The organism is Pelistega sp. MC2 (assembly GCF_900099475.1).
Classification (GTDB): Bacteria; Pseudomonadota; Gammaproteobacteria; order Burkholderiales; family Burkholderiaceae_B; genus Taylorella; species Taylorella indica.
On the sequence record NZ_LT628274.1, the window covers coordinates 761665 to 783359 of the forward strand.

The window sequence follows — 21695 nt, forward strand, 5'->3', positions numbered from 1 at the left end:
TTTATTTAGATACTAAAAAGAATATATTTAAGCTAGGCGCCAATCTCTATTTAATGCTTCAGCCTGTCTTAAATCACGCTCATCTTCAAAAGTTACAATCTCATAAGCATCTTCTTGTGCCAATAAAGCACGTGACAATTTATTATTGATGCCATGTCCTGATTTGCAAGCCACATAACGTGCTAATAAAGGATAACCAATCAAATATAAGTCACCAATTGCATCTAGAATTTTATGTTTTACGAATTCATCATCATATCGCAAACCATCCGCATTTAAAATACGATATTCATCAAGCACAATAGCATTATCTAAACTACCACCTCTAGCAAGACCAATACCACGAAGCATTTCAACTTCATTAGCAAAACCAAACGTACGCGCTCTAGCAATCTGGTCTACATAAGAATCTTTGCCAAAGTCAATTTCAGCAAAACTAGCTGTTGAATTAATCGCTGGGTGTTTAAAATCAATAGAGAATGCTAAGGCAAAACCTTCATAAGGCTCTAATCTTGCCCATTTTGCCTCATGACCTTCACCCTCTTTTACTTCAATCGTTTTTTTCACCCGTAAAAAACGCTTAGGAGCATTTTGTTCTATAATGCCTGCATCTTTCAGCAAGAAAACAAACGTAGCAGCACTACCATCCATGATTGGTATTTCTTCTGCATCGACATCAATATGGATGTTATCAATGCCTAGACCTGCTAAAGCACTCATTAAATGTTCAACTGTAGACACGCGATATTGCCCATTCTGCAATACAGAAGCCATGCGCGTATCACCAACTTTATCTGCTTGTGCAGGAAAGTCTATCATCTCGGGGGTATCAACCCGATGAAAAACAATACCCGTATTTGGCTCAGCTGGTCGCAAGACTAGCTTAACACGTTGGCCTGAATGCACACCAACTCCAGTGGCTGTCACAATTTTTTTAATTGTTCTTTGTTTTAACATACGAGAATTTCACCCTATAAACAGACTATTCAATAATGATTACTATTTTAGTCCAAATAACAATAAAGAAATCCAAATTATAGTTAATATTATTTCAAAATACCTAGCTTTGAAATAAAAAGCGGAACCAGCTTATATACTGCTTCCGCCCTTGTCTTGTTGAAATTTAGACTGTATTAATTCGCTTGTCTACGCAAGTAAGCTGGAACATCACGATCAGCATCAGAACCAGAACCTAACGAACGAGAACGACCAGTCGTACGGATTCTGATAGAACCAATAGATGAGTTTTCAGATGAACGTAAATCATTGAACAAAGGAATACCGTCTGTACCAGTAGCGACAGCAGGAGTTTGAGTTTCTTCTGCTGAATGAACTAGCTCAAGGTTACGACCCAAACCTGTTGCTACAACAGTTACTCGAATCTTATCACCCATGCTTTCATCATAAGCGTTACCAGTAATAACCATTGCATCTTTGTCTGCATAACTAGTAATGATTTCGTTAATTTTCTTCATCTCAGACATCTTAATAGATTTGCTAGATGTCACATTGATAAGAACACCACGAGCACCATTTAGGTTAACACCCTCTAGAAGTGGGCAAGCAATAGCTTCTTCTGCCGCTTTAACTGCGCGATTTTCTCCAGATGCAGTCGCTGTACCCATCATCGCTTGACCATACTCGCCCATTACTGTTTTAACGTCTTCAAAGTCAACGTTAACAATACCCTGAACATTAATAATCTCAGCAATACCGGCACAAGCGTTATTTAATACGCTATCTGCTTCTTTAAAGCAATCTTCATAAGTTGCATCTTCACCCATAATATCAATGAGCTTTTGATTTAATACAACGACTAAAGAATGAACATGTTTTGAAAGCTCGGCAACACCTTCTTCAGCAATATGCATACGCTTACTACCTTCGAAGTCAAACGGTTTCGTCACAATACCAACCGTAAGAATGCCTAACTCTTTGGCAATTTCTGCTACCACAGGAGCCGCGCCTGTGCCTGTACCACCACCCATACCGGCAGTAATAAAGACCATTTGAGCACCTTGTAATGCAGAACGAATTTGTTCACGAGCCATCTCAGCAGCAGCACGACCTTGCTCTGGACGAGCACCTGCTCCTAAACCCGATTTACCTAACGCAATTTGCGTCTCTGCTTTTGATTGTTTTAAGGCCTGAGCATCTGTATTAGCACAAATAAAATCTACGCCTTTTACACCTGATGCAATCATATGATTGATGGCATTACCACCTGCACCACCGACACCTACTACTTTAATGAGTGTCTTGCTGGGTTGGCTATCATCGACTATATCAAAACCTAAACTTGAACCTCTTTGTTGAGCGGATGAAGTGTCTACTTCATCAATAAAGTTGAATCCTACTGGCATTATCAACCCCTGAAAACGAAACCATTAACGAAACCCCCTGCTAATTTCGGAAATCGCCTCAAAGAAAACACCAGTGCGTGACTACTCGTCATTCTCTTTGAATCGTCTCCTATGTAGTATTGGTTCCCCAACCAATACTACATACGCATCTTTTTTAAGATGCATTCACCTAGAATTATATAATGAAAAGTCGTTTAATTCATTATATATTCCCAAATTTTTTTGAAAAATCCTTGTTTACTTGATTCAAATGGTAAATGATCCAAATGAACTCTAGCTTCTAATAACAAGCCCATTACGGTCGCAAATTGCGGCTGAGACACAACATCCGCCAAGCTTCCATAATAAAGAGGACGACCAACCTTAGCTGGCATTTGGAAAACCTCTTCGGCTAATTCAGCAATACCTGGTAACAAAGCACCACCACCTGTTAAAACCACTGAGTGTGGTGATAAATCTTGTTCTTCTAAATCTTGATGAATTGTTTCAAAAATCTCGACCATCCGAGAGAAAATAATTTCACCAATAATCTGGTGTGATACTTTTCTTTCTTGACGGCCTTGATCACCTACTGGTGATAATGCAACAAAATCATTTTCAGAAACTAAGCTTGCTTTAGCAATCCCATTTTCTAGTTTTAAATCTTCTGCCTCTGGCACAGGAATATGGAATACTTTCGCCAAGTCATTGGTCACTAATTGACCACCCATATCAAATATATGGCTATGACGAATAAATCCATCTTTATACATCGCAATACCTGTTGTACCAGCCCCGATATCGATCAACAACACGCCTTGTTGCTTCTCATCCTCGGTTAAACAAATATTACTTGCCGCTAATGGATTTAATGTTAAGCGATGAGGCTCTAAACCGCATCTACGCACACATTTTAGAATGTTTTGTGCGGCTGTTTCCTCGCCTGTCACAATATGTACACGAACCTCTAAGCGTACGCCTGCCATTCCCTCTGGTCTAGAGATTCCCTCTTGTCTATCCACGATAAATTGTTGGGTAATCACATGGAGAATACGCTGATCATTAGAAATATTAACGGCTTTTGCGGTATCAATCACGCGATTAACATCGTAGCTCGTAACCTCTTTGTCACGAATGGCCACCATACCACTAGAGTTAAAACTTAAAATATGTGCTCCACCGATACCTACCAAAGCATCACGAATCTTACAATCTGCCATTAACTCAGCCTCTTCTAAGGCTTTTTGAATAGCTTTAACGGTAATATCAATATTAATCACTGAACCATTGCGTATTCCACCCTGAGTTGGTGCTTGCCCAAGACCCAACACTTCAAAGCGGCCCTCTGCTTGTAGTGCTTCAGCGACAACAGCAACTACCTTGCTGGTGCCTATATCTAAAGCTACTATTAAATCCCTTTTTGAATCACGATTCATTTTTTCTCTGTACTTTCTTCGTTAACGACTGCTTGATCAAAAGATATAGCAAAACCCTTAGTATACCTGAGGTCGACCTTTTTGATGCGTCTTCCTTTAGTTCTTTCCAATAAAACTGGCCATGCTTGAACAAATCTCTTTACATTTTCAGCAAAACTGACAGCTTCTTGGCTACCTCCTAACGGGTCAACAACCTCTGCTCCACCATCTCGACCTAATATTAATTCTAAACCATTTTTTAATTTTACTTGCCACGCATAGCGATCACTTAACGACATAGTATCAATATGTAAATTTAATGGTGATAATAATGTCGCTAACTCTCCCGCTCGTTGTACTATCAATTTTTCAGAACCATCAGGCCCATTATATTGGGGATATTCCACATTACTATCCAACTCAGCGCGGTTAGCCGTAAAAATTTCTCCCCAGGTATTAATCATCTGATTTTCATTCCACTTGGCATAAGCCTCGTGTTCTTCAATTCGGAGCAACAATCCATCAGGCCATACACGACTAATATCAACGTTTCTAACCCAAGGGGCTTTTTCAATTTGTTCTTTTAACGCAGGCAAATCTACTGTAAAGAAATTTCCATCAATATGTCCTGCAATAACCGCTTGAATATTGGCCGGTGACACATGAAGTAGCGTATTCCCTTCCTTCGGCTCTAAAACCATTTTGGTAATATTAAATCTTGGCTGTTTAATAACCCAAGAACCAGCGCCGACAAGTAATGCCAGTATGGCAACCAGCATTATGATATTAGCAATAAAATTTAAAAATCTTGGATTATTAAACACAAAACAAACCTATTTCTTAAAAACTTTTGTACTAGCGGTTTCAACTAAATAAACACATAAATCAGCATATGACATACCATTAGCTTTAGCTGACATTGGAACTAAAGAGTGAGATGTCATACCAGGAGAGGTATTAATTTCTAAAATCCATGGCTGATTATTCTTGTCTAGCATAACATCAATTCGAGACCATCCTTCAGCTCCGATTGCATTATATGCTTGAACGCAATATTCTTGAATTTTTGCAGTTAATTCAGGCGATAATTTTGCAGGACATTCATAAACTGTATCATTAGCAATATATTTATTATTAAAATCATAATTACCATCTGGGGCGATAATTTCAATAATTGGTAAGGCATAAGCATCACTTCCTTTACCCATAACTGGTACTGTTAATTCTCTACCAATAATACATTGTTCCGCTAATAACTCACTTTCATAAGTCTTAGATAATTCAAACGCTTCACTAATTTCCTGCGATACATTCACCTTTTTCAGACCCAATGTAGAGCCTTCATGAGGTGGTTTTACAATCATAGGCAAACCAAGCTGTTCTTCTGCCATATGTAAATCTTCCTCACTACGTGCCACATAATAGCGAGGAGTTGGTAAGTTTTTTTCTAGCAAAATACGTTTGGTCATAATTTTGTCCATAGCGATGGAAGATGCCATCACTCCTGGACCCGTATAGGGAATCCCTAGTAACTCTAATACCCCTTGAGTACAACCATCTTCTCCAAAACGGCCATGTAAAGCAATAAAAACGCGATCAAATTTTTGTTCTGCCAAATCAGCTAAACTTCTTTCACCTGTATCAAAAAGATGAGCATCCACACCTTTACTTTTCAAGGCCTCATAAACACCCTGTCCTGATTGCAATGAAACGGATCTTTCCGCAGAAATGCCACCATATAAAACACCAACTTTACCTAAATTTTTCATTTCACCAATTCTCCAATAAGGTTAGGGACTTTATTGATAGATCCTGCGCCCATACAAATCACTACATCATTGTTACGAACAAAATCAACAATTGTCTGTGGCAAATTCGTCACCTCTTTCACAAACAATGGATTTACCTTGCCATCCTCTGCAATAGCATTAGAGAGTGCTAAGCCATCTGCTCCTGCAATAGCAGCCTCACCCGCAGGATAGACATCTGTTAAGATTACCGCATCAGCTGTACCTAATACATGAACAAAGTCAGCAAAACAATCCCGAGTTCTGGTATAACGGTGTGGTTGGAAAGCCAATACCAAACGTCTATCGGGATAAGCACCACGAGCAGCCTCTACTGTTGCTGCCATTTCAACTGGATGATGTCCATAATCATCAATCACTTTAAATGTACCACCACCATGCTCTTGAGGGACGGCAAAATCACCAATCTGAGTGAAACGTCGACCAACACCATTAAATTTCTCTAATGCTTGTGCAATAGAAGCATCTGAAGCCCCCACCTCTGTTGCCACAGCAATTGCTGCCAACGCATTTAGTACATTATGTTTTCCTGGGGTATTTAAGGTGATATGCAGATCAGGTAAATTTTCCTTGCGATGATTTCTTCTTTTAACATCAAAAAACATCTGCGTACCTTTAGCACAGACATTAAGCGCTCGTACATCTGCCTCCTCATTAAACCCATAAGTTGTTACAGAGCATGAAATTAATGGCAAAATTTTGCGAACATTATCATCATCTGTACAGGCAATAATACTTCCATAAAAAGGTAATCGTTGTGAAAACTGAATGAAAGCACCACGTAATTTTGCTACATCGTGTCCATAAGTATCCATATGATCCGCATCAATATTCGTAATAACAGCAATGACGGGCAATAAATTCAAAAATGAGGCATCAGACTCATCCGCTTCAACAACAATAAACTCACCTGTCCCTAGTCGTGCATTCGCACCAGCTGAATTCAGTTTTCCACCAATAACAAATGTTGGATCCATGCCTGCCTCACCTAAGATACTAGCCACCAGACTGGTTGTTGTTGTTTTTCCATGTGTTCCGGCAATCGCAATACCACTTTTCAAACGCATCAATTCAGCCAACATAATCGCCCTAGGAACAATGGGAATATTCTTAGCTCGAGCAGCTAATACCTCAGGATTACTTCCTTGAATAGCGGTAGAAGTCACTACCGTATCTGCATTTTCTATATGACTTGCCTCATGGCCTTTATAAATCGTTGCGCCTAAGCTAGCCAAGCGTCTAGTGATAGCAGTATCACTCATATCTGAACCACTGATCTTATAACCTAAAGTGAGTAACACCTCGGCAATACCACTCATACCAGAGCCACCAATCCCAACAAAATGGATATGATGTATTTTATGTTTCATATTTGTCCTCTAACCAACTTTAGCGACTTGTTCACAGACATCAGCAATATCTTGTGTGGCATGCGTATATGCCATCTGATGTGCTCTTTGTGCAACTTGGCTAAAATCCTCACGCGAATAGGTTTTTAAGAAAGTACATAATTCTAATGCGTTTAAATTTTTTTGTGCATAAGTAAACGCTGCCTTTTCTTTACTTAACCATTCAGCATTAGCTGTTTGATGATCGTCAATCGCATGTGGTAGTGGAACAAACAACGCCGCCACCCCTACCGCCGCCACCTCAGCAACAGTCATCGCTCCAGCACGACATATAATTAAATCTGTTTCAGCCAAAGCCGTTGCCATATCATCAATAAAAGCAACACATTTTGCCTCAACCCCAGCTTTTTGATAATCTGCTTGTAGTACCGATAAATGTTGCTCACCTGATTGGTGAGTAATAATCGGGCGATCTTGCTCAGGCAACATGGCTACAGCTTCTGGTACCAACGTATTTAATGCCATTGCACCTAAACTACCACCAACCACCAGAACGTTTAAAGGTCCTTGACGTGACCCATATCGCTTTGCTGGCTTTGCTAAATTTAATAACGCTTGGCGTACAGGATTCCCTACGGTCACACCACCATCTAGCACATTTGGAAATCCAGTTAATTTTTTAGCTGCAAATTTAGCAATGCTTTTATTAGCTGTTCCTGCTACAGCGTTTTGCTCATGCACTACAACGGGAATACCAGCAAATTTTGCCATTAAAGCTCCTGGGAAAGATACATATCCTCCCATGCCAAGTACCATGTCTGGCTTAAATGCTTTAATAGCTTTGCGTGCAGATAAACAAGCATTTAACATTGTAAACGGCAATTTAATAAGAGCTTTTATACCCTTACCTCTTAAGCCGGCAAACTCCATAGGCAATAACTCGAACCCATATTTAGGCACAAGTTTCCCTTCCATTTTCTCTGGATTGCCGAGCCATTTTACCTCCCAGCCTCTTTGCTTAAGTTCTGCAGCAACAGCTAAACCAGGCATAATATGCCCACCTGTGCCACCGGCCATAACTAACGCTCTCTTTACCTGATTCTGCATGCTTATCCTCTTCTTCTAGCCTCAATATGTTGGCCTCGCATTAAGCAGCGATTTTCATAATCCACTCGCAATAACAATGCGACGGCTATCAGATTCATCACTAATGCTGAGCCACCATAGCTAACAAGTGGTAAGGTCAATCCTTTTGTCGGTAATAAGCCAAAGCAAACCCCTAAATTAATAAAAGCTTGCACACCAAACCAAATAGCAATTCCTTGTGCAACAAGACCATTAAATTCCCTATCCATTGCTATCGCTTGGTTACCAATTTTTAAGCCTTTTTTCACAATAATCGCAAATAGCATAATTACCATAAAAATACCAATAAAACCTAGCTCTTCACCAACCACAGCCATAATAAAGTCAGTGTGTGCTTCGGGTAAGTAGTGTAATTTCTCAATACTAAACCCTAGTCCCACTCCAAAAATTTCGCCACGTCCTACAGCAATTAAAGAATGGCTCAGCTGGTAACCTGTCGATTGAGCATGTTCAGTACTAAAAGGGTCTAAATAGGCAAAAATACGTTGCAACCGCCAAGGCGCCATCACGATGAGCCCCACAATGCCTAACACAGCTAACACGATTAAAGAAGCAAATACTTTTAAATTTACACCGCCTAGAAAAATCAAGCCAAAAACGATAGCGATAACGACCATAGTCGCCCCTAAATCAGGCTCTGCAATCAAAAAACAAGCTACGATGGCAGTAAACCCTAAAATAGGCAAAAAGCCTCTGACTTGCTTCATATATTGTTTCTTACGAACCGTATACCAAGCCGTAAAAATAATCATTGAAAACTTGGTTAACTCAGAAGGTTGGAAATTAATTGGACCAACAGGAATCCAACGATGCGCTCCATTTACTTCTCTACCAATGAATGGAATCAATACTAATAATAAAAACACAGCACTTAAAATATATAAATGCAAAGCATGTTTTTCCCACAGTCCCATGGGTATTTGTAAGGAAAGTAAACAAGCAACAACCCCAACTATGATAAAAATAAGGTGACGGGTAAAAAAGAAATAGCGATCAGCATTAACATATTTAGGACCATCAGCCAAGGCGATAGACGCAGAATACACCATAATCAAGCCAAAAATGAGTAATGCTCCCACCGTACTAATAAGCATTAAATCATAATCACGCATATTAGTTCTTGTTGGTTTTACAGGTGAAAATCCCCTGACAGTAGTTGTTGCCTCGCTCACGTTAACTCTCCTAACTCTATCGCCAATTGAGAAACAGCATTGACAAATACTTCTCCACGATGATGATAACCTTTAAACATATCAAAGCTTGCACATGCTGGTGAAAGTAAAACAACATCTCCTTCTTTAGCATAATTCATTGATAATTCAACAGCTTGCTCTAAGGTTTCACATTTCTCTATCGGAACACCTGTTTCTTTTAAAGTATTCTCAATAATAGCTTTATCTACACCAATCAGTAAAACAGCTCGTGCATATTGTTTAATCGGATTAATTAATGATGAAAAGTCTTGCCCCTTACTCATTCCGCCTAGAATAATCACAACAGGACGCCCCATACCTTGTAAGGCCGCTTGTGTCGCTCCAACATTCGTGCCTTTGCTATCATCAATAAAATCAACACCTTTAATTGATCTTACAAAATTACTACGATGTGCCTGCGCTTCATAATCTCTTAATGTCGTCAATAGTGGTGTATAAGCAATCCCTATCGCTCTACACAAACCTATGGCGGCTAACGCATTTAATGCATTATGACGACCTCTTACACGCATAGCATCTGCTGGCATTAATCGTTTAATGACTCCATTAAAACGCATTGGTCTTTCTTGAGTTTTTCTTTTTGTTTTAGTGATCGGCGCATCAAAATCATCATACTCACTCACACATAACCATGCCATACCATTGACTGTCTCAATACCTAAGTCCTGATCCAATACTGGCTCATCACTACCAAATGAACGCACATTCACATCATCAATATAGGTCACCATTTTCATGGTTAATTCATCGTCTCTATTAACAATAGCAATTTCGCTCATGGTTAATAATTTTTCTTTTGACGCTTGATAATGTTCCATTGAGCCATGCCAATCCAAGTGATCTTGAGTAACATTCAGAACGACTGAGGCATTAGGTTTTAAAGAGACTGTTGTATGCAATTGAAAACTAGATAACTCTAGTACCCATACATCTGGTAGCGTATTTTTGTGTTGAGCTTCCATCAAGGCATCCAACGCAGAAGGACTAATATTCCCAGCAGCGACAGCATCTAGTCCAGCATTGAGACACATATCTCTAGTCATCGTAGTCACTGTTGTTTTGCCATTAGTTCCCGTAATAGCTAATACTTTGGGTATGTACTGTTGATTATTTTGCAAATCAACTAAGGCTCGCGCGAATAACTCAATCTCACCAATGACCTCAATACTCTGTGCCTTTGCTGCATCTAAAAACTCTTTTAAAGGAGACTGAAATGGTGCTAAGCCGGGGCTTAATACGATACTGTGCACCCCCTCTAATGCCTGATTACTGAGTGCCTTTGTCTCACCTAAAAAAAAGCGCTCATCGGGAACACCAGCTTCACGTAATTGAGCCAATCCTGGTGGTTGCTCTCTCGTATCAGCTACGGTAACAATAGCACCTTGTTGCATACACCATTTAGCCGATGCTAAACCTGTTTCACCTAGTCCTAGCACTAGTATAGATAAACCATTTAAACTTGAATTAATTTGACTCATGATTTTTCTGTATTAACGAAGCTTTAAAGTCGACAACCCAACCAAAACAAGCATGATTGTAATAATCCAAAAGCGCACTACCACTTGAGTTTCTTTCCAACCACCTACTTCAAAATGATGATGCAATGGAGCCATTTTTAAAATACGACGCCCCTCACCAAAACGTTTCTTCGTATATTTAAACCAAGTCACTTGCAACATTACCGATAACGTTTCAACAACAAAAACGCCACCCATAATAAAAAATACAATTTCCTGACGTGTAATGACCGCAATAGTGCCAAGCATCCCACCTAAAGCCAATGCCCCCACATCTCCCATAAATACTTGTGCTGGATAAGCATTAAACCATAAGAACGCCAAACCGGCACCACCTAATGCTGCACACAACACCATCATTTCAGATGCACCAGGGATATATGGAAAGAGTAAATAGTTTGAATAGTCAACGCGACCAACTACATAAGCGAAGATACCTAAAGCAGCACCCACCATTACTGTTGGCATGATAGCAAGACCATCTAAACCATCTGTTAAATTTACTGCATTGCTCGCGCCCACAATGACTGCCCATGTTAATGCTGCAAAACCAAATACCCCCAAAGGATAACTGACATGCTTAAAAAATGGCACAATTAAGTCAGCACGTGCTGGCAATGACATCGTAAAACCACTTAATACCCAGTCTTTAAATAATGGCCATAATTCAGCATTCGCAGGTGCTGCTACCGCGAAACTTAAATAAATTGATGCGATTAAACCAATTAATGTTTGCCAAAAAAACTTCTCTTTTGAAGACATTCCTTCTGGGTTACGATAAACCACTTTACGGTAATCATCTACCCAACCGACAGCACCAAAACCTAAAGTAACTAGTAAAACAACCCATACAAAACGATTACTTAAATCTGCCCACAAAAATGCACTAATCGCAATACTAATCAGGATTAATACACCACCCATTGTCGGCGTACCATTTTTAGCCAAATGATCTTTAGGGCCGTATGCTCTAACCGCTTGACCAATCTTTAACTCAGTTAATCGACGAATCACATAAGGACCCGCAATAAGACCAATAAATAACGCTGTACCACAAGCTAACATTGCTCGCAGCGTGATATATTCAAACACTGATAATGAGGTAAATGTGCCTGATAATGCTTTAAATAACTCGTATAACATTTATTTTTCCTTTTCAGCACTACCGACTCAAAAGTGCTTGCACCACACGCTCCATTCTCATAAAGCGTGATCCTTTAACTAAAATTGTTTTATATTGACTCGTTGTAATGGCATTAATCAACTCATCAATATCTGTAAAATGCAATGCTCCCTCACCAAAAGCATTGACACTCTCTTGGCAAAGTTCTCCCATAGCAAATAAGGTTTGAATACCTTTTTCTTTGGCATAATGCCCTACTTCAGCATGCATAGCTGGACCATTATCTCCGACCTCACCCATATCACCCAACACTAATAAACCCGGTTGTGGTAAATTAGTCATCACATCAATAGCGGCTATCACTGAGTCTGGATTGGCATTATAAGTATCATCAATAAGCACAGTACCATTATCTAATACTTGTTTTTGCATACGACCTTTAGCACCCGAAAAATTCAATAAACCTTCAGCGATGGTGGCTAATGGGATTTTAATCGCTAAGGCGCAAGCGGCGGCAGCCAAAGCATTTCTCACGTTATGATCCCCCGGAATGGATAAGGTAATAGGAATCTGTGCGCTAGCAATCTTAGCATTTACTGGCGCATCATAATGCAAGATAAAACTTGTACCACCTGCTGTGGTATTGATATTGGATGCCCAAACATTCCCTTGTTCTCCGAACAGAATTTGTTGCACATGCTCTGATAAACCTTTCCAAATCGACGTATATGTTTCATCCGCTGGATATACAGCTGTACCATTAGCAGGTAAGAATTTAAACACCTCACCATTTTCATAAGCCACAGCCTCTACGGTTTTCATAAACTCTTGATGTTCTCGTTGTGCATTATTCACCATTGCTACTAGCGGCTGTGTTAAATGAGCCAACGTAGCAATTTCACCCGGATGATTCATACCTAATTCAAAGACAGCCACTTTTACCATTGAATTAAGTCTCAACAAACTAAGCGGAACACCAATATGATTATTTAAATTTCCAACTGTAGCTAAGCAATGCTCTTCTCCCACATAAGCCCGTAAAATTGAAGCAATCATTTCTTTACATGTTGTTTTACCATTGCTTCCAGTTACGGCGATAATTGGAATATCAAAACTTAAACGCCAAGCTCTTGCCACTTGTGATAAGGCTCTAAGCGTATCATCAACAACAAATTGTTCTAGTCCTACATTTGGATTAACATGATTAACAATAGCAGCCGCCGCACCTTTCTCAGCGACATCCTGCAAAAATTGATGCGCATCAAAATTATCACCTTTTAATGCAACAAAAATATCCCCTTTTTTAACTGCTCTAGAATCAGTTGTAATATGCGCACCAGACTTCAATAACAACGCTAATTTTGCCCAGTGGCTATCATCAAACGGATATTTATGATGATTAATCTCTTGATAAGTCTCATGCCCCTTACCAGCAATCAAGATAACATCTTCAGGTTTTGCTTTTAATATAGCACTTACAATACTTTCTGCACGATCAACATTAACAAAAGTCTCTTTTGGCATTGCTTGCAGAATTTGATTCAAGATTTGCTGTGGGTCTTCTGTTCTAGGGTTATCACTAGTCACATAAACAAGGTCAGCTTTTTCAGCAGCAATCTTACCCATAACAGGACGCTTAGTAGGATCCCGATCGCCACCACAACCAAATACACAAATTAATTTACCCTTTTTCTCTGTCGCAGAAGGACGTAGCGCCTTTAGTGCTTGTAATAAAGAATCTGGCGTATGAGAATAATCCACTACCACCAAGGGCAACGAAGATAGAGTATTACCAGTCACGCCTTCAATAGTCACAATTTCCAAACGCCCATGAACTGGTTCAAGCGAAGAAATACTATCTATAATCTTTTCTAGTGAAAAACCCATCGCTTGTAAAACACCTACCACTAACAACAAATTAGAAACATTATGATCACCAACCAATTTAGTTTCTACCCGAACAGAATTATCTGACGATGTTAATAAATCAAAGACTATGCGCTTATCTTTGATATCAATATGGTTAGCAGACAAAGCAGGAGAATATTGTTGGGAAAGGTTTTGAATGGTATAAGCAAGTTTATGTTTGGCTATAGTTTGCTGAAAAAAACGTTTACCAGCATCATCATCTACATTAATAATAGCGTGCTCTAAGTTTTTCCAAGCGAATAACAATCCCTTACAACGCTCATACTCTTGCATGGTTTGATGAATATCCAAATGATCTAGGGTTAAATTTGTGAACCCTGCAATTTGAATGTTTACATTATCTAGCCGTCCTTGCTCTAAACCAATTGAAGAAGCTTCAATAGCCACTGCTTTTATGCCTTTGATCAACAATTCGGCCAATAATCTATGGATACTCAATACATCAGGCGTTGTCAATGAACCACCTAAATTTTCACCTGTTGGTAATATTGTTCCCAAGGTACCAATAGTCGCACATGGGATGTTATTATTGTTCAACGCCCTAGCCACCCAGTTAACACATGACGTTTTACCATTTGTCCCCGTAATAGCAATAACCATCAATTGTTGTGAAGGATGTCCATACCACTCATCAGCCAAACTACCCAGCTGCTGTCTAAGCCCAACTATTTCTTGCACCGGAATATTGGTTGGCGGTACCACCAAGCCTTTTTCTACCAATACTGCCACAGCACCGTTATCAATAGCATTTTGAATAAATCGTGCACCGTCTACCTGATGCCCTTTACAAGCAACAAAGACATCCCCTTTCTGGATGTCTCTGCTGTCAAGCCGAAGATGAGATCCTTGAGCAGTAAATTGCTTCAACCAATCAATTGTTGTCATTATCCTTGCGTCCTTTTTGTTTGAGTTTTAGCTGGTTTGTTATTGGCCTCTAAGGATGTGGTATTCATACTATCTACTGGCGCATCTGGTGGTACACCCAAATATTTAAGTGTTTGCTCAACAACTTCTGCCACTACTGGACCAGAAATAACAGTACCATAGTAACCACCTTTTTTAGGCTTATCTAAGGTCACTGCGACAACAATGCGAGGATTAGATACTGGCGCTAATGCCACAAACGATCCACGGTAAGCCGTCCTAGAATATTGACCATTAACCAACTGACGTGCTGTTCCTGATTTACCACCTAAACGATACCCATTAACTTTTGCTTGAATTTTTGATCCTTCCGCACCAGATGCTCCCTCAAGCATCATACGCACATCTTTAGCAATTTTTGGCGAAAATACTTGAATACTAGTTGGGCGCTCATTTGGATTACGTTTCACCAATGATAAAGAAATCATATCCCCATCACGAGCCAATGCAGTATAAGCTTGAGCAACTTGAATCAACGAAACAGAAAGACCATAACCATATGACATAGTAGCTTTTTCAATAGGCAACCAAGTTTTCCAAGGTCTAACACGACCTGCCGCTGCACCAGGGAAACCCATTGTTGGCGTTTGTCCAAAACCTAGGGCATTAAATACTGTCCACATTTGTTGTGCACGCAAACGCTCAGACATCATCGCCATACCAATATTACTTGAACGACGCAAAATACCTGCTACATCCAATGTACCATTTCGTGTACTTACGTCCGTAATTCTAGCGCCTTGATATAGCCACACACCATTACCTGTAGCAAACTTAGTATTTTTGGTGACTACGCCCGCATCCAAAGCTAAGGCTGCGACCAATGGTTTAATAATAGAGCCCGGCTCAAACGTATCCGTAATCACACGATTTCTTAACGCCGCTCCCTTACGATCTTTATTATTGTTCGGATCATAAGTTGGCATACTCACCATCGATAAAATATCGCCTGTAGTTGCATCAATAACCACTACACCACCAGACTCAGCATCATGCTCTTTAATAGCTTTTTCTAAGGCATTTTTAGCAATGAACTGAACTCGACTATCAATGGTTAATTGAATATTATCTCCATGCTGAGCAGGCAAACTATCACTAGAGGTAACATCCTCAATCACAGCCCCTAAACGATTTCGAATAACGACACGTGAACCATCAGCCCCTTCTAATACTTTATTATATTGCTTCTCTAAACCCTCAATACCATCATTTTCAATATTGGTAAACCCAACAATATGACTCATGAGTGATCCCTGAGGATAAAGTCTTTTACTTTCTGAGTCGATATTCACACCCTTGATTTTTAATGCTTTAATACGATCAGAGATATCTAAGGCAATTTGTCTTTTTAAGAACAAAAAGGCTTTTTTCTTATTTACTTCTAATTGAGAATCTAAATGCTTAATATCCATTCCCAACTCTTTAGCAAGAGCGACACGGCTTTCTACAGGTGCTTTCAATAATTGTTCCGGCACAACCCAGATACTACTTGCAGGCACACTAGTCGCTAAAAACTCTCCATTACGATCAACAATACGCCCACGTTCCGCATGCAAAGGAATTCTAGCTTCATAGCGAGCATCCCCTTCTTTTCTAAGGAAGTCACTATTAAATGCTTGGTGATATAAGGCTTGCGCTGCTACAGCACCAAAGCCGCAAAGTAACGCCACATAAAGCCAATTACCTCTTGTTTTAAAAGAGGCTTTCTCACCAGCTGTTTCATAATTACGGCTAATATTAGTATTGTTTTTTTGTTTTTTCCAATTGGAATTATTAAACCATTTTTTCATAATAACCCCTTACTACTCTTTCCCTATCACTGAATTATGTTTATGTAACTCAGAGTCTTTTATATAAATAATCTGTCCAATATCAGCTGGTTTTAAATTTAGCTTTTGAGCCATGACGGTATTAATATAAGCTGTACTAGTTAAATTGGCTCGCTCTAACTGCAAATAGCTCCACACTTGATTGAGCTTTTGTTCCACATTTTGCGCACGCACCAAATCGTTATAGAGCAAACGTTGTTGATATCTAACCGTAATCAAATCCATCGCACTATATATGAATATGCTGACTAATACTAATACAGCGACCACACCTTTCATTGCTCTACCTCCGTCCGCTCCGCTACTCTCAACACAGCCGACCGTGAGCGAGGGTTCTCTTCTACTTCTTGTTTTGTTGCCACAATTTTTCCAAAACTTTTCAATAACGCTTGGGGCATTTCACTCTCCCTGAGTGGCAAATGCCTAGAAATTGCCGCCGCAGGATTTACTGCTTTTGCGATAAATTGTTTCACCAAACGATCTTCTAACGAATGAAAACTAATAATCGCCATGCGCCCTTCAGGCGCTAATAAATTTAGTATTGACGCGAGGGTGCGTGAAAGCTCCTCGAGTTCTTCATTGAGGTAAATCCGTATAGCTTGAAAGGTGCGTGTGGCCGGATGTTGGCCTTTCTCACGCGTCCTGACTGTGGCTGAGACGAGCTCGGCAAGTTCGAGCGTTGTGTGTAAAGGGCTGGATTTGCGGCGATTTTCAATCGCCTTTGCAATCTGGAAAGCAAACCGTTCTTCGCCATAATTTTTTATTACCTCTTTAATTTCGTTAATATCTGCTGTTTCCAGCCACTCTTGTGCTGTTATTCCTCTCGTTGTATCCATACGCATATCTAAAGGACCTTCCTTCATAAAGGAAAATCCTCTGCTCGCATCATCTATCTGTGGCGATGATATACCTAGATCCAACAATATCCCTTGGACTTTCTCAATACCATGCTCTTTTAAAGCTTCCTGCATTGTCGAAAATCCATCATGTATGATGTGCACTCTCTGATCCTGTTGCTGCAATCTCTGTGCTTCTTGTATCGCCAATGGATCCTTATCAAACACAAACAATTTGGCTGATTCAGACAAATGACTCAACAAATAACGACTATGACCACCACGACCAAAAGTACCATCCACAAACACCCCATCCACCTTAGCTGATGGCACAGGCAGATGCACCCACTCCTCTTTTGCATTAAAGTTGCGGGCTACCAAGGCATTAACTGTCGCATTTAATAAGACAGTTTTATGTGTAAATATCGTGTCCATTACAATGAAAAGCTATCTAATTGGGATAAATCAATGGAGGCCAAATCGGTGATTTGCTGTTCAGCAAACTTATCTGCTGCCCATAACTCAAATTTCTGACCCATACCAACCAAGACCACATCCTTAACAATACCAGCAATGTCACGCAACTCTGGTGCTATCAGAACTCGTCCTGAACCATCAATATCCACATCTTGAGCATTACCTAACAAAAGTCGTTGTAATCCTCGCGAATTAGAGGGCAATTCCATAATGATTTTTCTTCGTGATTCCCATTCAAATCGGGGGTAGATTAACAAGCCACCATCAAGGTTTCGTGTGATGGTTATCTTGCCATGAGACTCTGTTAACAGCACATCACGATACCGAGCCGGAATTGTCATCCGTCCCTTAGTATCTAGCGTGAGTGAACTGTTACCCTGAAAAATCATTTTATCCCACTTTTTTACACAATTTCCTACTTATCTCCACTTTAATGCATTTATTTATCTTTTTCAAGCAGAAATTTCATTTTTTCCAATGAAAATAAAGACTTATGTATTAGTAACAATGCAACTACTTAACTCAAGTTTAATAAAATCAAAGGCTTATGTAATTAACTGAAAGTATTACGCTAAATACAGCTTAAAAATCACAAAAAACCTTACAAAACTTAACAATTGCGACTGTGTTTTTTCTGAGACGCCAAAGAGTATGCCTAGACAAAGAGTCCTCAGCCACTATTAAAAGCAAATCGTGGGTAGGTTTAAACAAAAAGATAAAAGAAATCAGAGGATATGTAGGGGGGAGTTAAGTATGGTGATATGATGAGGGAAAACCACTCAATGAAGAGAAAATGAATAATAAGTAAAAATAGACAGTAATACACCAAAAAGAAAGACAAAGTAAGCCTATAAGCCGGATTATGTAAACCCTTAAGATTTCTCTTCATGGGTCGGCAATCATTCCTCTAGGTACTTAATTACTTAAGTACTCAAGCCATCTACCCGCATACTCGGACGAGCAGCCCTTAGCGTATGCCTATTTGATGTTGCTCCAAATAGAGGTTACCGCGTTTCACCCTACTATGCTGTTATTGACATAACGCCATACGGAAGTTGCCGTATCAGTGTTTATCCAGAGGACAAACCCACATAATAGTCTCGTCTCTGTGGCCCTATTCCTCACTTATTGCTAAGTGGACGGCTGTTAGCCGCTATCTCGCTCTACGGAGTCCGGACTTTCCTCGAATTAATAATTCGCGATTGCCTAGCTTACTTTGCACTTGTTATTGTAACATCATAATAACAATAATGAATTATATTGGATAAATGAATTCAGCATGTTTTGGTTATGTCACATTGTCACATGGAAGCAGATATCCACAATTAATTATAATTTTTATCTATCGATCAAATAAAAAAATAGAATTTTACTATAACCATAAACCTAAGTAGACTATCATTTCATACCTAAGTAGTACTTCTTCCCAATCACAAATACCTCCAAAGGAGCTTATTATGACTAACGACATCAAAAAATGCCCTATTACTCATTTAACCACACAGTTTGGTGCACCTGTTGCCGATAATCAAAATAGTATGACAGCAGGTACTCGTGGCCCATTACTCGCCCAAGATTTATGGTTAAACGAAAAACTTGCCAACTTCGTACGAGAAGTAATTCCTGAGCGACGTATGCACGCAAAAGGCTCTGGTGCTTTTGGCACTTTTACGGTAACTAATGATATTACCCAATATTCATGTGCAAAAATTTTTAGTGAAGTAGGTAAAAAAACAGATATGTTCGCTCGTTTTACCACAGTTGCTGGAGAACGTGGTGCAGCTGATGCTGAACGTGATATTCGTGGTTTTGCCTTAAAATTTTATACAGAAGAAGGAAACTGGGACTTAGTTGGCAATAATACACCCGTATTTTTTATCCGTGATCCTCGCAAATTCCCTGATTTAAATAAAGCTGTTAAACGGGATCCTCGTACTAATTTACGTAGTGCCACTTATAACTGGGATTATTGGACTCTCTTGCCTGAAGCACTGCACCAAGTAACTATCGTGATGTCCGATCGAGGCATTCCTGCCTCTTATCGCCATATGCATGGTTTTGGCTCTCATACCTATAGTTTTATCAACAGCAAACAAGAACGTTTCTGGGTGAAATTTCATTTCAAAACACAGCAAGGAATCAAAAACTTAACAGATGCAGAGGCAGAAGCATTAATTGGTAAAGATCGTGAAAGCCATCAGCGTGATTTATATGAAGCGATAGAACGTGGGGATTTTCCTAAATGGACAATGTATATACAAGTCATGCCTGAAACTGATGCTGAAAAAGTACCTTATCACCCATTTGATTTAACTAAAGTATGGCCAAAAGCAGACTACCCACTAATTGAAGTAGGTTTCTTTGAATTAAATCGCAATCCAGAAAACTTCTTTGCGGATGTAGAGCAAGCTGCATTTGCACCTAGTACTATTGTTCCCGGCATTAGCGTCTCTCCCGATAAAATGTTGCAAGCACGTTTAGTAAACTATGCTGATGCACAACGCTATCGTTTAGGAGTCAATTACCATCAAATTCCAGTCAACGCTGCTCGTTGTCCTGTGCATAGCAACCATCGCGATGGACAAGGTCGCGCTGATGGTAACTATGGTGGCCTACCTCATTATGAGCCAAATAGTTTTAGCCAATGGCAAGAACAAACCAACTATAAAGAGCCTCCACTAAAAATCAATGGTGACGCTGATCATTGGGATTTTCGTGACGATGACAGTGATTATTTCAGCCAACCTAGAGCATTGTTTAATTTAATGACTAAAGAACAACGTGAAGCTTTATTTGGAAATACAGCTCGTGCTTTAGGAGATGCACCTGATTTTATTAAATATCGTCATATACGTAACTGCGAAAAATGTCACCCTGACTATGCGGCAGGAGTCGCTAAAGCTCTAGGGCTGAGCGTAAAGGATGCATTAGACGCTCGTGAAAATGATCCAGCTAAAAATTTACCTAGCTTTTTATAAGCTTAATACTTAATAATATTTTAAGTCTAAAGGTCTCGTTATCTATCCGATATTAACGAGACCTTTTTAGAATACTTCACTAATTGAGCATATTAAAGAAAAAAGGATTCTATTTATTTCACCATCGTTATTGCAAATCCATCCCACCCTTTGTGCCCTACTGTCTGTAGCACTGTAGAATCCAAGCGTGGATTGTCTTGCAATTTTTGCAAATATTGCCTAATCCCTCGAATATTAGGTGCCTTATCATCTTCGGTAATAATTTTTCCATCTCGAACCATATTATCTGCAATAATTACCGTTCCAGAATGACTCATTTCAATACAATAATCCAAATAATACTGATTATTTTCCTTATCAGCATCAATAAATATAAAATCAAAACTAGGAATTAGTCCTTGCTTATATTCCTTCAATAAGTCCTCCAGACAATCCATTGCCTTACCCTGTAGTAGACGAATTTTTTCTTGCATATTTACCATCGCAAAGGTTTGCTCAGCAATCTTGATATGATTTTCATCAAAATCTATTGTTGTTACTTTGCCATCATCAGGTAAATCTTTAGCCATCCAAACTGTGCTGTAACCCGCTAGTGTCCCTATTTCTAGCACATGTTTGGCACCCATCAAGCGAATCAGAAAATTCAGGAATTTGCCATGATTGGCTGGTACATTAATTTTGGGAATAGGTTTTGTCCGATGAAAAGATAAAATGGTATCAAACATCTTTTCATCTTGATGTAAACGCTTAAAAACAAGATCATCTACCTCATCTGGTAGAGGTGAAGGTATTACAGCACTACGCATAT

Annotated in this window: 17 protein-coding genes and 1 other RNA gene; 1 reads left to right on the forward strand and 17 read right to left on the reverse strand. The window is 39.5% G+C overall.

Annotated features, from left to right (window positions below; all coding sequences use genetic code 11):
* Window positions 1–27: 27 nt before the first annotated feature.
* The 16 genes from lpxC to rnpB form a co-directional block, all read right to left on the reverse strand.
* Window positions 28–957: a UDP-3-O-acyl-N-acetylglucosamine deacetylase gene (gene lpxC / locus BQ4443_RS05315; protein WP_023950322.1), complete on the reverse strand. Its 930-nt coding sequence runs from the start codon at window positions 955–957 to the stop codon at window positions 28–30.
* Between the two features lie 176 nt (window positions 958–1133).
* Window positions 1134–2363, reverse strand: coding sequence for a cell division protein FtsZ (gene ftsZ, locus BQ4443_RS05320; RefSeq protein ID WP_023950324.1), 1230 nt, complete (start codon window positions 2361–2363; stop codon window positions 1134–1136).
* A 194-nt stretch (window positions 2364–2557) separates the two neighbouring features.
* Window positions 2558–3778, reverse strand: coding sequence for a cell division protein FtsA (ftsA, locus tag BQ4443_RS05325; RefSeq protein WP_023950326.1), 1221 nt, complete (start codon window positions 3776–3778; stop codon window positions 2558–2560).
* Window positions 3775–4581 carry a cell division protein FtsQ/DivIB gene (locus tag BQ4443_RS05330; protein WP_023950328.1) on the reverse strand — a complete coding sequence of 269 codons (807 nt, stop codon included), beginning with the start codon at window positions 4579–4581 and terminating at the stop codon, window positions 3775–3777. The genes ftsA and BQ4443_RS05330 overlap by 4 nt, the downstream gene beginning before the upstream one ends.
* Window positions 4582–4590: 9 nt before the next feature.
* Complete coding sequence (locus tag BQ4443_RS05335; protein ID WP_071058254.1) at window positions 4591–5526, reverse strand: D-alanine--D-alanine ligase; 936 nt, start codon at window positions 5524–5526, stop codon at window positions 4591–4593.
* Window positions 5523–6935 (reverse strand): UDP-N-acetylmuramate--L-alanine ligase, encoded by a 1413-nt coding sequence (gene murC, locus BQ4443_RS05340; RefSeq protein ID WP_071058255.1) that lies wholly within the window; start codon window positions 6933–6935, stop codon window positions 5523–5525. Before murC ends, BQ4443_RS05335 begins: the two co-directional genes overlap by 4 nt.
* A gap of 9 nt (window positions 6936–6944) precedes the next feature.
* Window positions 6945–8021: an undecaprenyldiphospho-muramoylpentapeptide beta-N-acetylglucosaminyltransferase gene (gene murG / locus BQ4443_RS05345; protein WP_071058256.1), complete on the reverse strand. Its 1077-nt coding sequence runs from the start codon at window positions 8019–8021 to the stop codon at window positions 6945–6947.
* 2 nt (window positions 8022–8023) lie between these two features.
* Entirely contained in the window at window positions 8024–9172 is a 1149-nt protein-coding gene (gene ftsW / locus BQ4443_RS05350; RefSeq protein WP_052019285.1) for a putative lipid II flippase FtsW, read from the reverse strand.
* Window positions 9173–9228: 56 nt separating this feature from the next.
* Window positions 9229–10752 carry a UDP-N-acetylmuramoyl-L-alanine--D-glutamate ligase gene (murD, locus tag BQ4443_RS05355; RefSeq protein ID WP_023950336.1) on the reverse strand — a complete coding sequence of 508 codons (1524 nt, stop codon included), beginning with the start codon at window positions 10750–10752 and terminating at the stop codon, window positions 9229–9231.
* A 12-nt stretch (window positions 10753–10764) separates the two neighbouring features.
* Window positions 10765–11934, reverse strand: a complete 1170-nt coding sequence (mraY, locus tag BQ4443_RS05360; protein ID WP_023950338.1) for a phospho-N-acetylmuramoyl-pentapeptide-transferase — start codon at window positions 11932–11934, stop codon at window positions 10765–10767.
* A 19-nt stretch (window positions 11935–11953) separates the two neighbouring features.
* Window positions 11954–14728, reverse strand: coding sequence for a bifunctional UDP-N-acetylmuramoyl-L-alanyl-D-glutamate--2,6-diaminopimelate ligase MurE/UDP-N-acetylmuramoyl-tripeptide--D-alanyl-D-alanine ligase MurF (gene murF, locus BQ4443_RS05365; RefSeq protein ID WP_023950340.1), 2775 nt, complete (start codon window positions 14726–14728; stop codon window positions 11954–11956).
* Window positions 14728–16557: a peptidoglycan D,D-transpeptidase FtsI family protein gene (locus BQ4443_RS05370; RefSeq protein WP_023950342.1), complete on the reverse strand. Its 1830-nt coding sequence runs from the start codon at window positions 16555–16557 to the stop codon at window positions 14728–14730. The genes murF and BQ4443_RS05370 overlap by 1 nt, the downstream gene beginning before the upstream one ends.
* Before the next feature lie 12 nt (window positions 16558–16569).
* Entirely contained in the window at window positions 16570–16875 is a 306-nt protein-coding gene (locus tag BQ4443_RS05375; RefSeq protein ID WP_071058257.1) for a cell division protein FtsL, read from the reverse strand.
* Window positions 16872–17867 carry a 16S rRNA (cytosine(1402)-N(4))-methyltransferase RsmH gene (gene rsmH / locus BQ4443_RS05380; RefSeq protein WP_071058258.1) on the reverse strand — a complete coding sequence of 332 codons (996 nt, stop codon included), beginning with the start codon at window positions 17865–17867 and terminating at the stop codon, window positions 16872–16874. The genes BQ4443_RS05375 and rsmH overlap by 4 nt, the downstream gene beginning before the upstream one ends.
* Complete coding sequence (mraZ, locus tag BQ4443_RS05385) at window positions 17867–18295, reverse strand: division/cell wall cluster transcriptional repressor MraZ (protein ID WP_173391498.1); 429 nt, start codon at window positions 18293–18295, stop codon at window positions 17867–17869. The genes rsmH and mraZ overlap by 1 nt, the downstream gene beginning before the upstream one ends.
* A 449-nt stretch (window positions 18296–18744) precedes the next feature.
* An RNA gene (gene rnpB, locus BQ4443_RS05390) (RNase P RNA component class A) lies at window positions 18745–19127 on the reverse strand.
* 239 nt (window positions 19128–19366) lie between these two features.
* Between rnpB and BQ4443_RS05395 the strand changes: the two genes are divergently transcribed.
* A complete protein-coding gene (locus BQ4443_RS05395; RefSeq protein WP_071058259.1) occupies window positions 19367–20887 on the forward strand; it encodes a catalase in 1521 nt (506 codons plus the stop codon).
* A gap of 113 nt (window positions 20888–21000) precedes the next feature.
* Here the strand turns inward: BQ4443_RS05395 and BQ4443_RS05400 are convergent, their stop codons facing one another.
* On the reverse strand, window positions 21001–21693 hold the full coding sequence (locus BQ4443_RS05400; protein ID WP_071058260.1) for an O-methyltransferase: 693 nt from the start codon (window positions 21691–21693) through the stop codon (window positions 21001–21003).
* Window positions 21694–21695 lie beyond the last annotated feature (2 nt).

Bases quoted from the DNA above. Each gene is read 5' to 3' on its own strand.
- mraY (WP_023950338.1), bottom strand. From the start codon at position 11,934: ATGTTATACGAGTTATTTAAAGCATTATCAGGCACATTTACCTCATTA.
- BQ4443_RS05370 (WP_023950342.1), bottom strand. From the start codon at position 16,557: ATGAAAAAATGGTTTAATAATTCCAATTGGAAAAAACAAAAAAACAAT.
- BQ4443_RS05375 (WP_071058257.1), bottom strand. From the start codon at position 16,875: ATGAAAGGTGTGGTCGCTGTATTAGTATTAGTCAGCATATTCATATAT.
- lpxC (WP_023950322.1), bottom strand. From the start codon at position 957: ATGTTAAAACAAAGAACAATTAAAAAAATTGTGACAGCCACTGGAGTT.
- murD (WP_023950336.1), bottom strand. From the start codon at position 10,752: ATGAGTCAAATTAATTCAAGTTTAAATGGTTTATCTATACTAGTGCTA.
- murF (WP_023950340.1), bottom strand. From the start codon at position 14,728: ATGACAACAATTGATTGGTTGAAGCAATTTACTGCTCAAGGATCTCAT.
- murG (WP_071058256.1), bottom strand. From the start codon at position 8,021: ATGCAGAATCAGGTAAAGAGAGCGTTAGTTATGGCCGGTGGCACAGGT.
- BQ4443_RS05400 (WP_071058260.1), bottom strand. From the start codon at position 21,693: ATGCGTAGTGCTGTAATACCTTCACCTCTACCAGATGAGGTAGATGAT.
- ftsA (WP_023950326.1), bottom strand. From the start codon at position 3,778: ATGAATCGTGATTCAAAAAGGGATTTAATAGTAGCTTTAGATATAGGC.
- rsmH (WP_071058258.1), bottom strand. From the start codon at position 17,867: ATGGACACGATATTTACACATAAAACTGTCTTATTAAATGCGACAGTT.
- ftsZ (WP_023950324.1), bottom strand. From the start codon at position 2,363: ATGCCAGTAGGATTCAACTTTATTGATGAAGTAGACACTTCATCCGCT.
- murC (WP_071058255.1), bottom strand. From the start codon at position 6,935: ATGAAACATAAAATACATCATATCCATTTTGTTGGGATTGGTGGCTCT.
- ftsW (WP_052019285.1), bottom strand. From the start codon at position 9,172: ATGCGTGATTATGATTTAATGCTTATTAGTACGGTGGGAGCATTACTC.
- BQ4443_RS05335 (WP_071058254.1), bottom strand. From the start codon at position 5,526: ATGAAAAATTTAGGTAAAGTTGGTGTTTTATATGGTGGCATTTCTGCG.
- BQ4443_RS05395 (WP_071058259.1), top strand. From the start codon at position 19,367: ATGACTAACGACATCAAAAAATGCCCTATTACTCATTTAACCACACAG.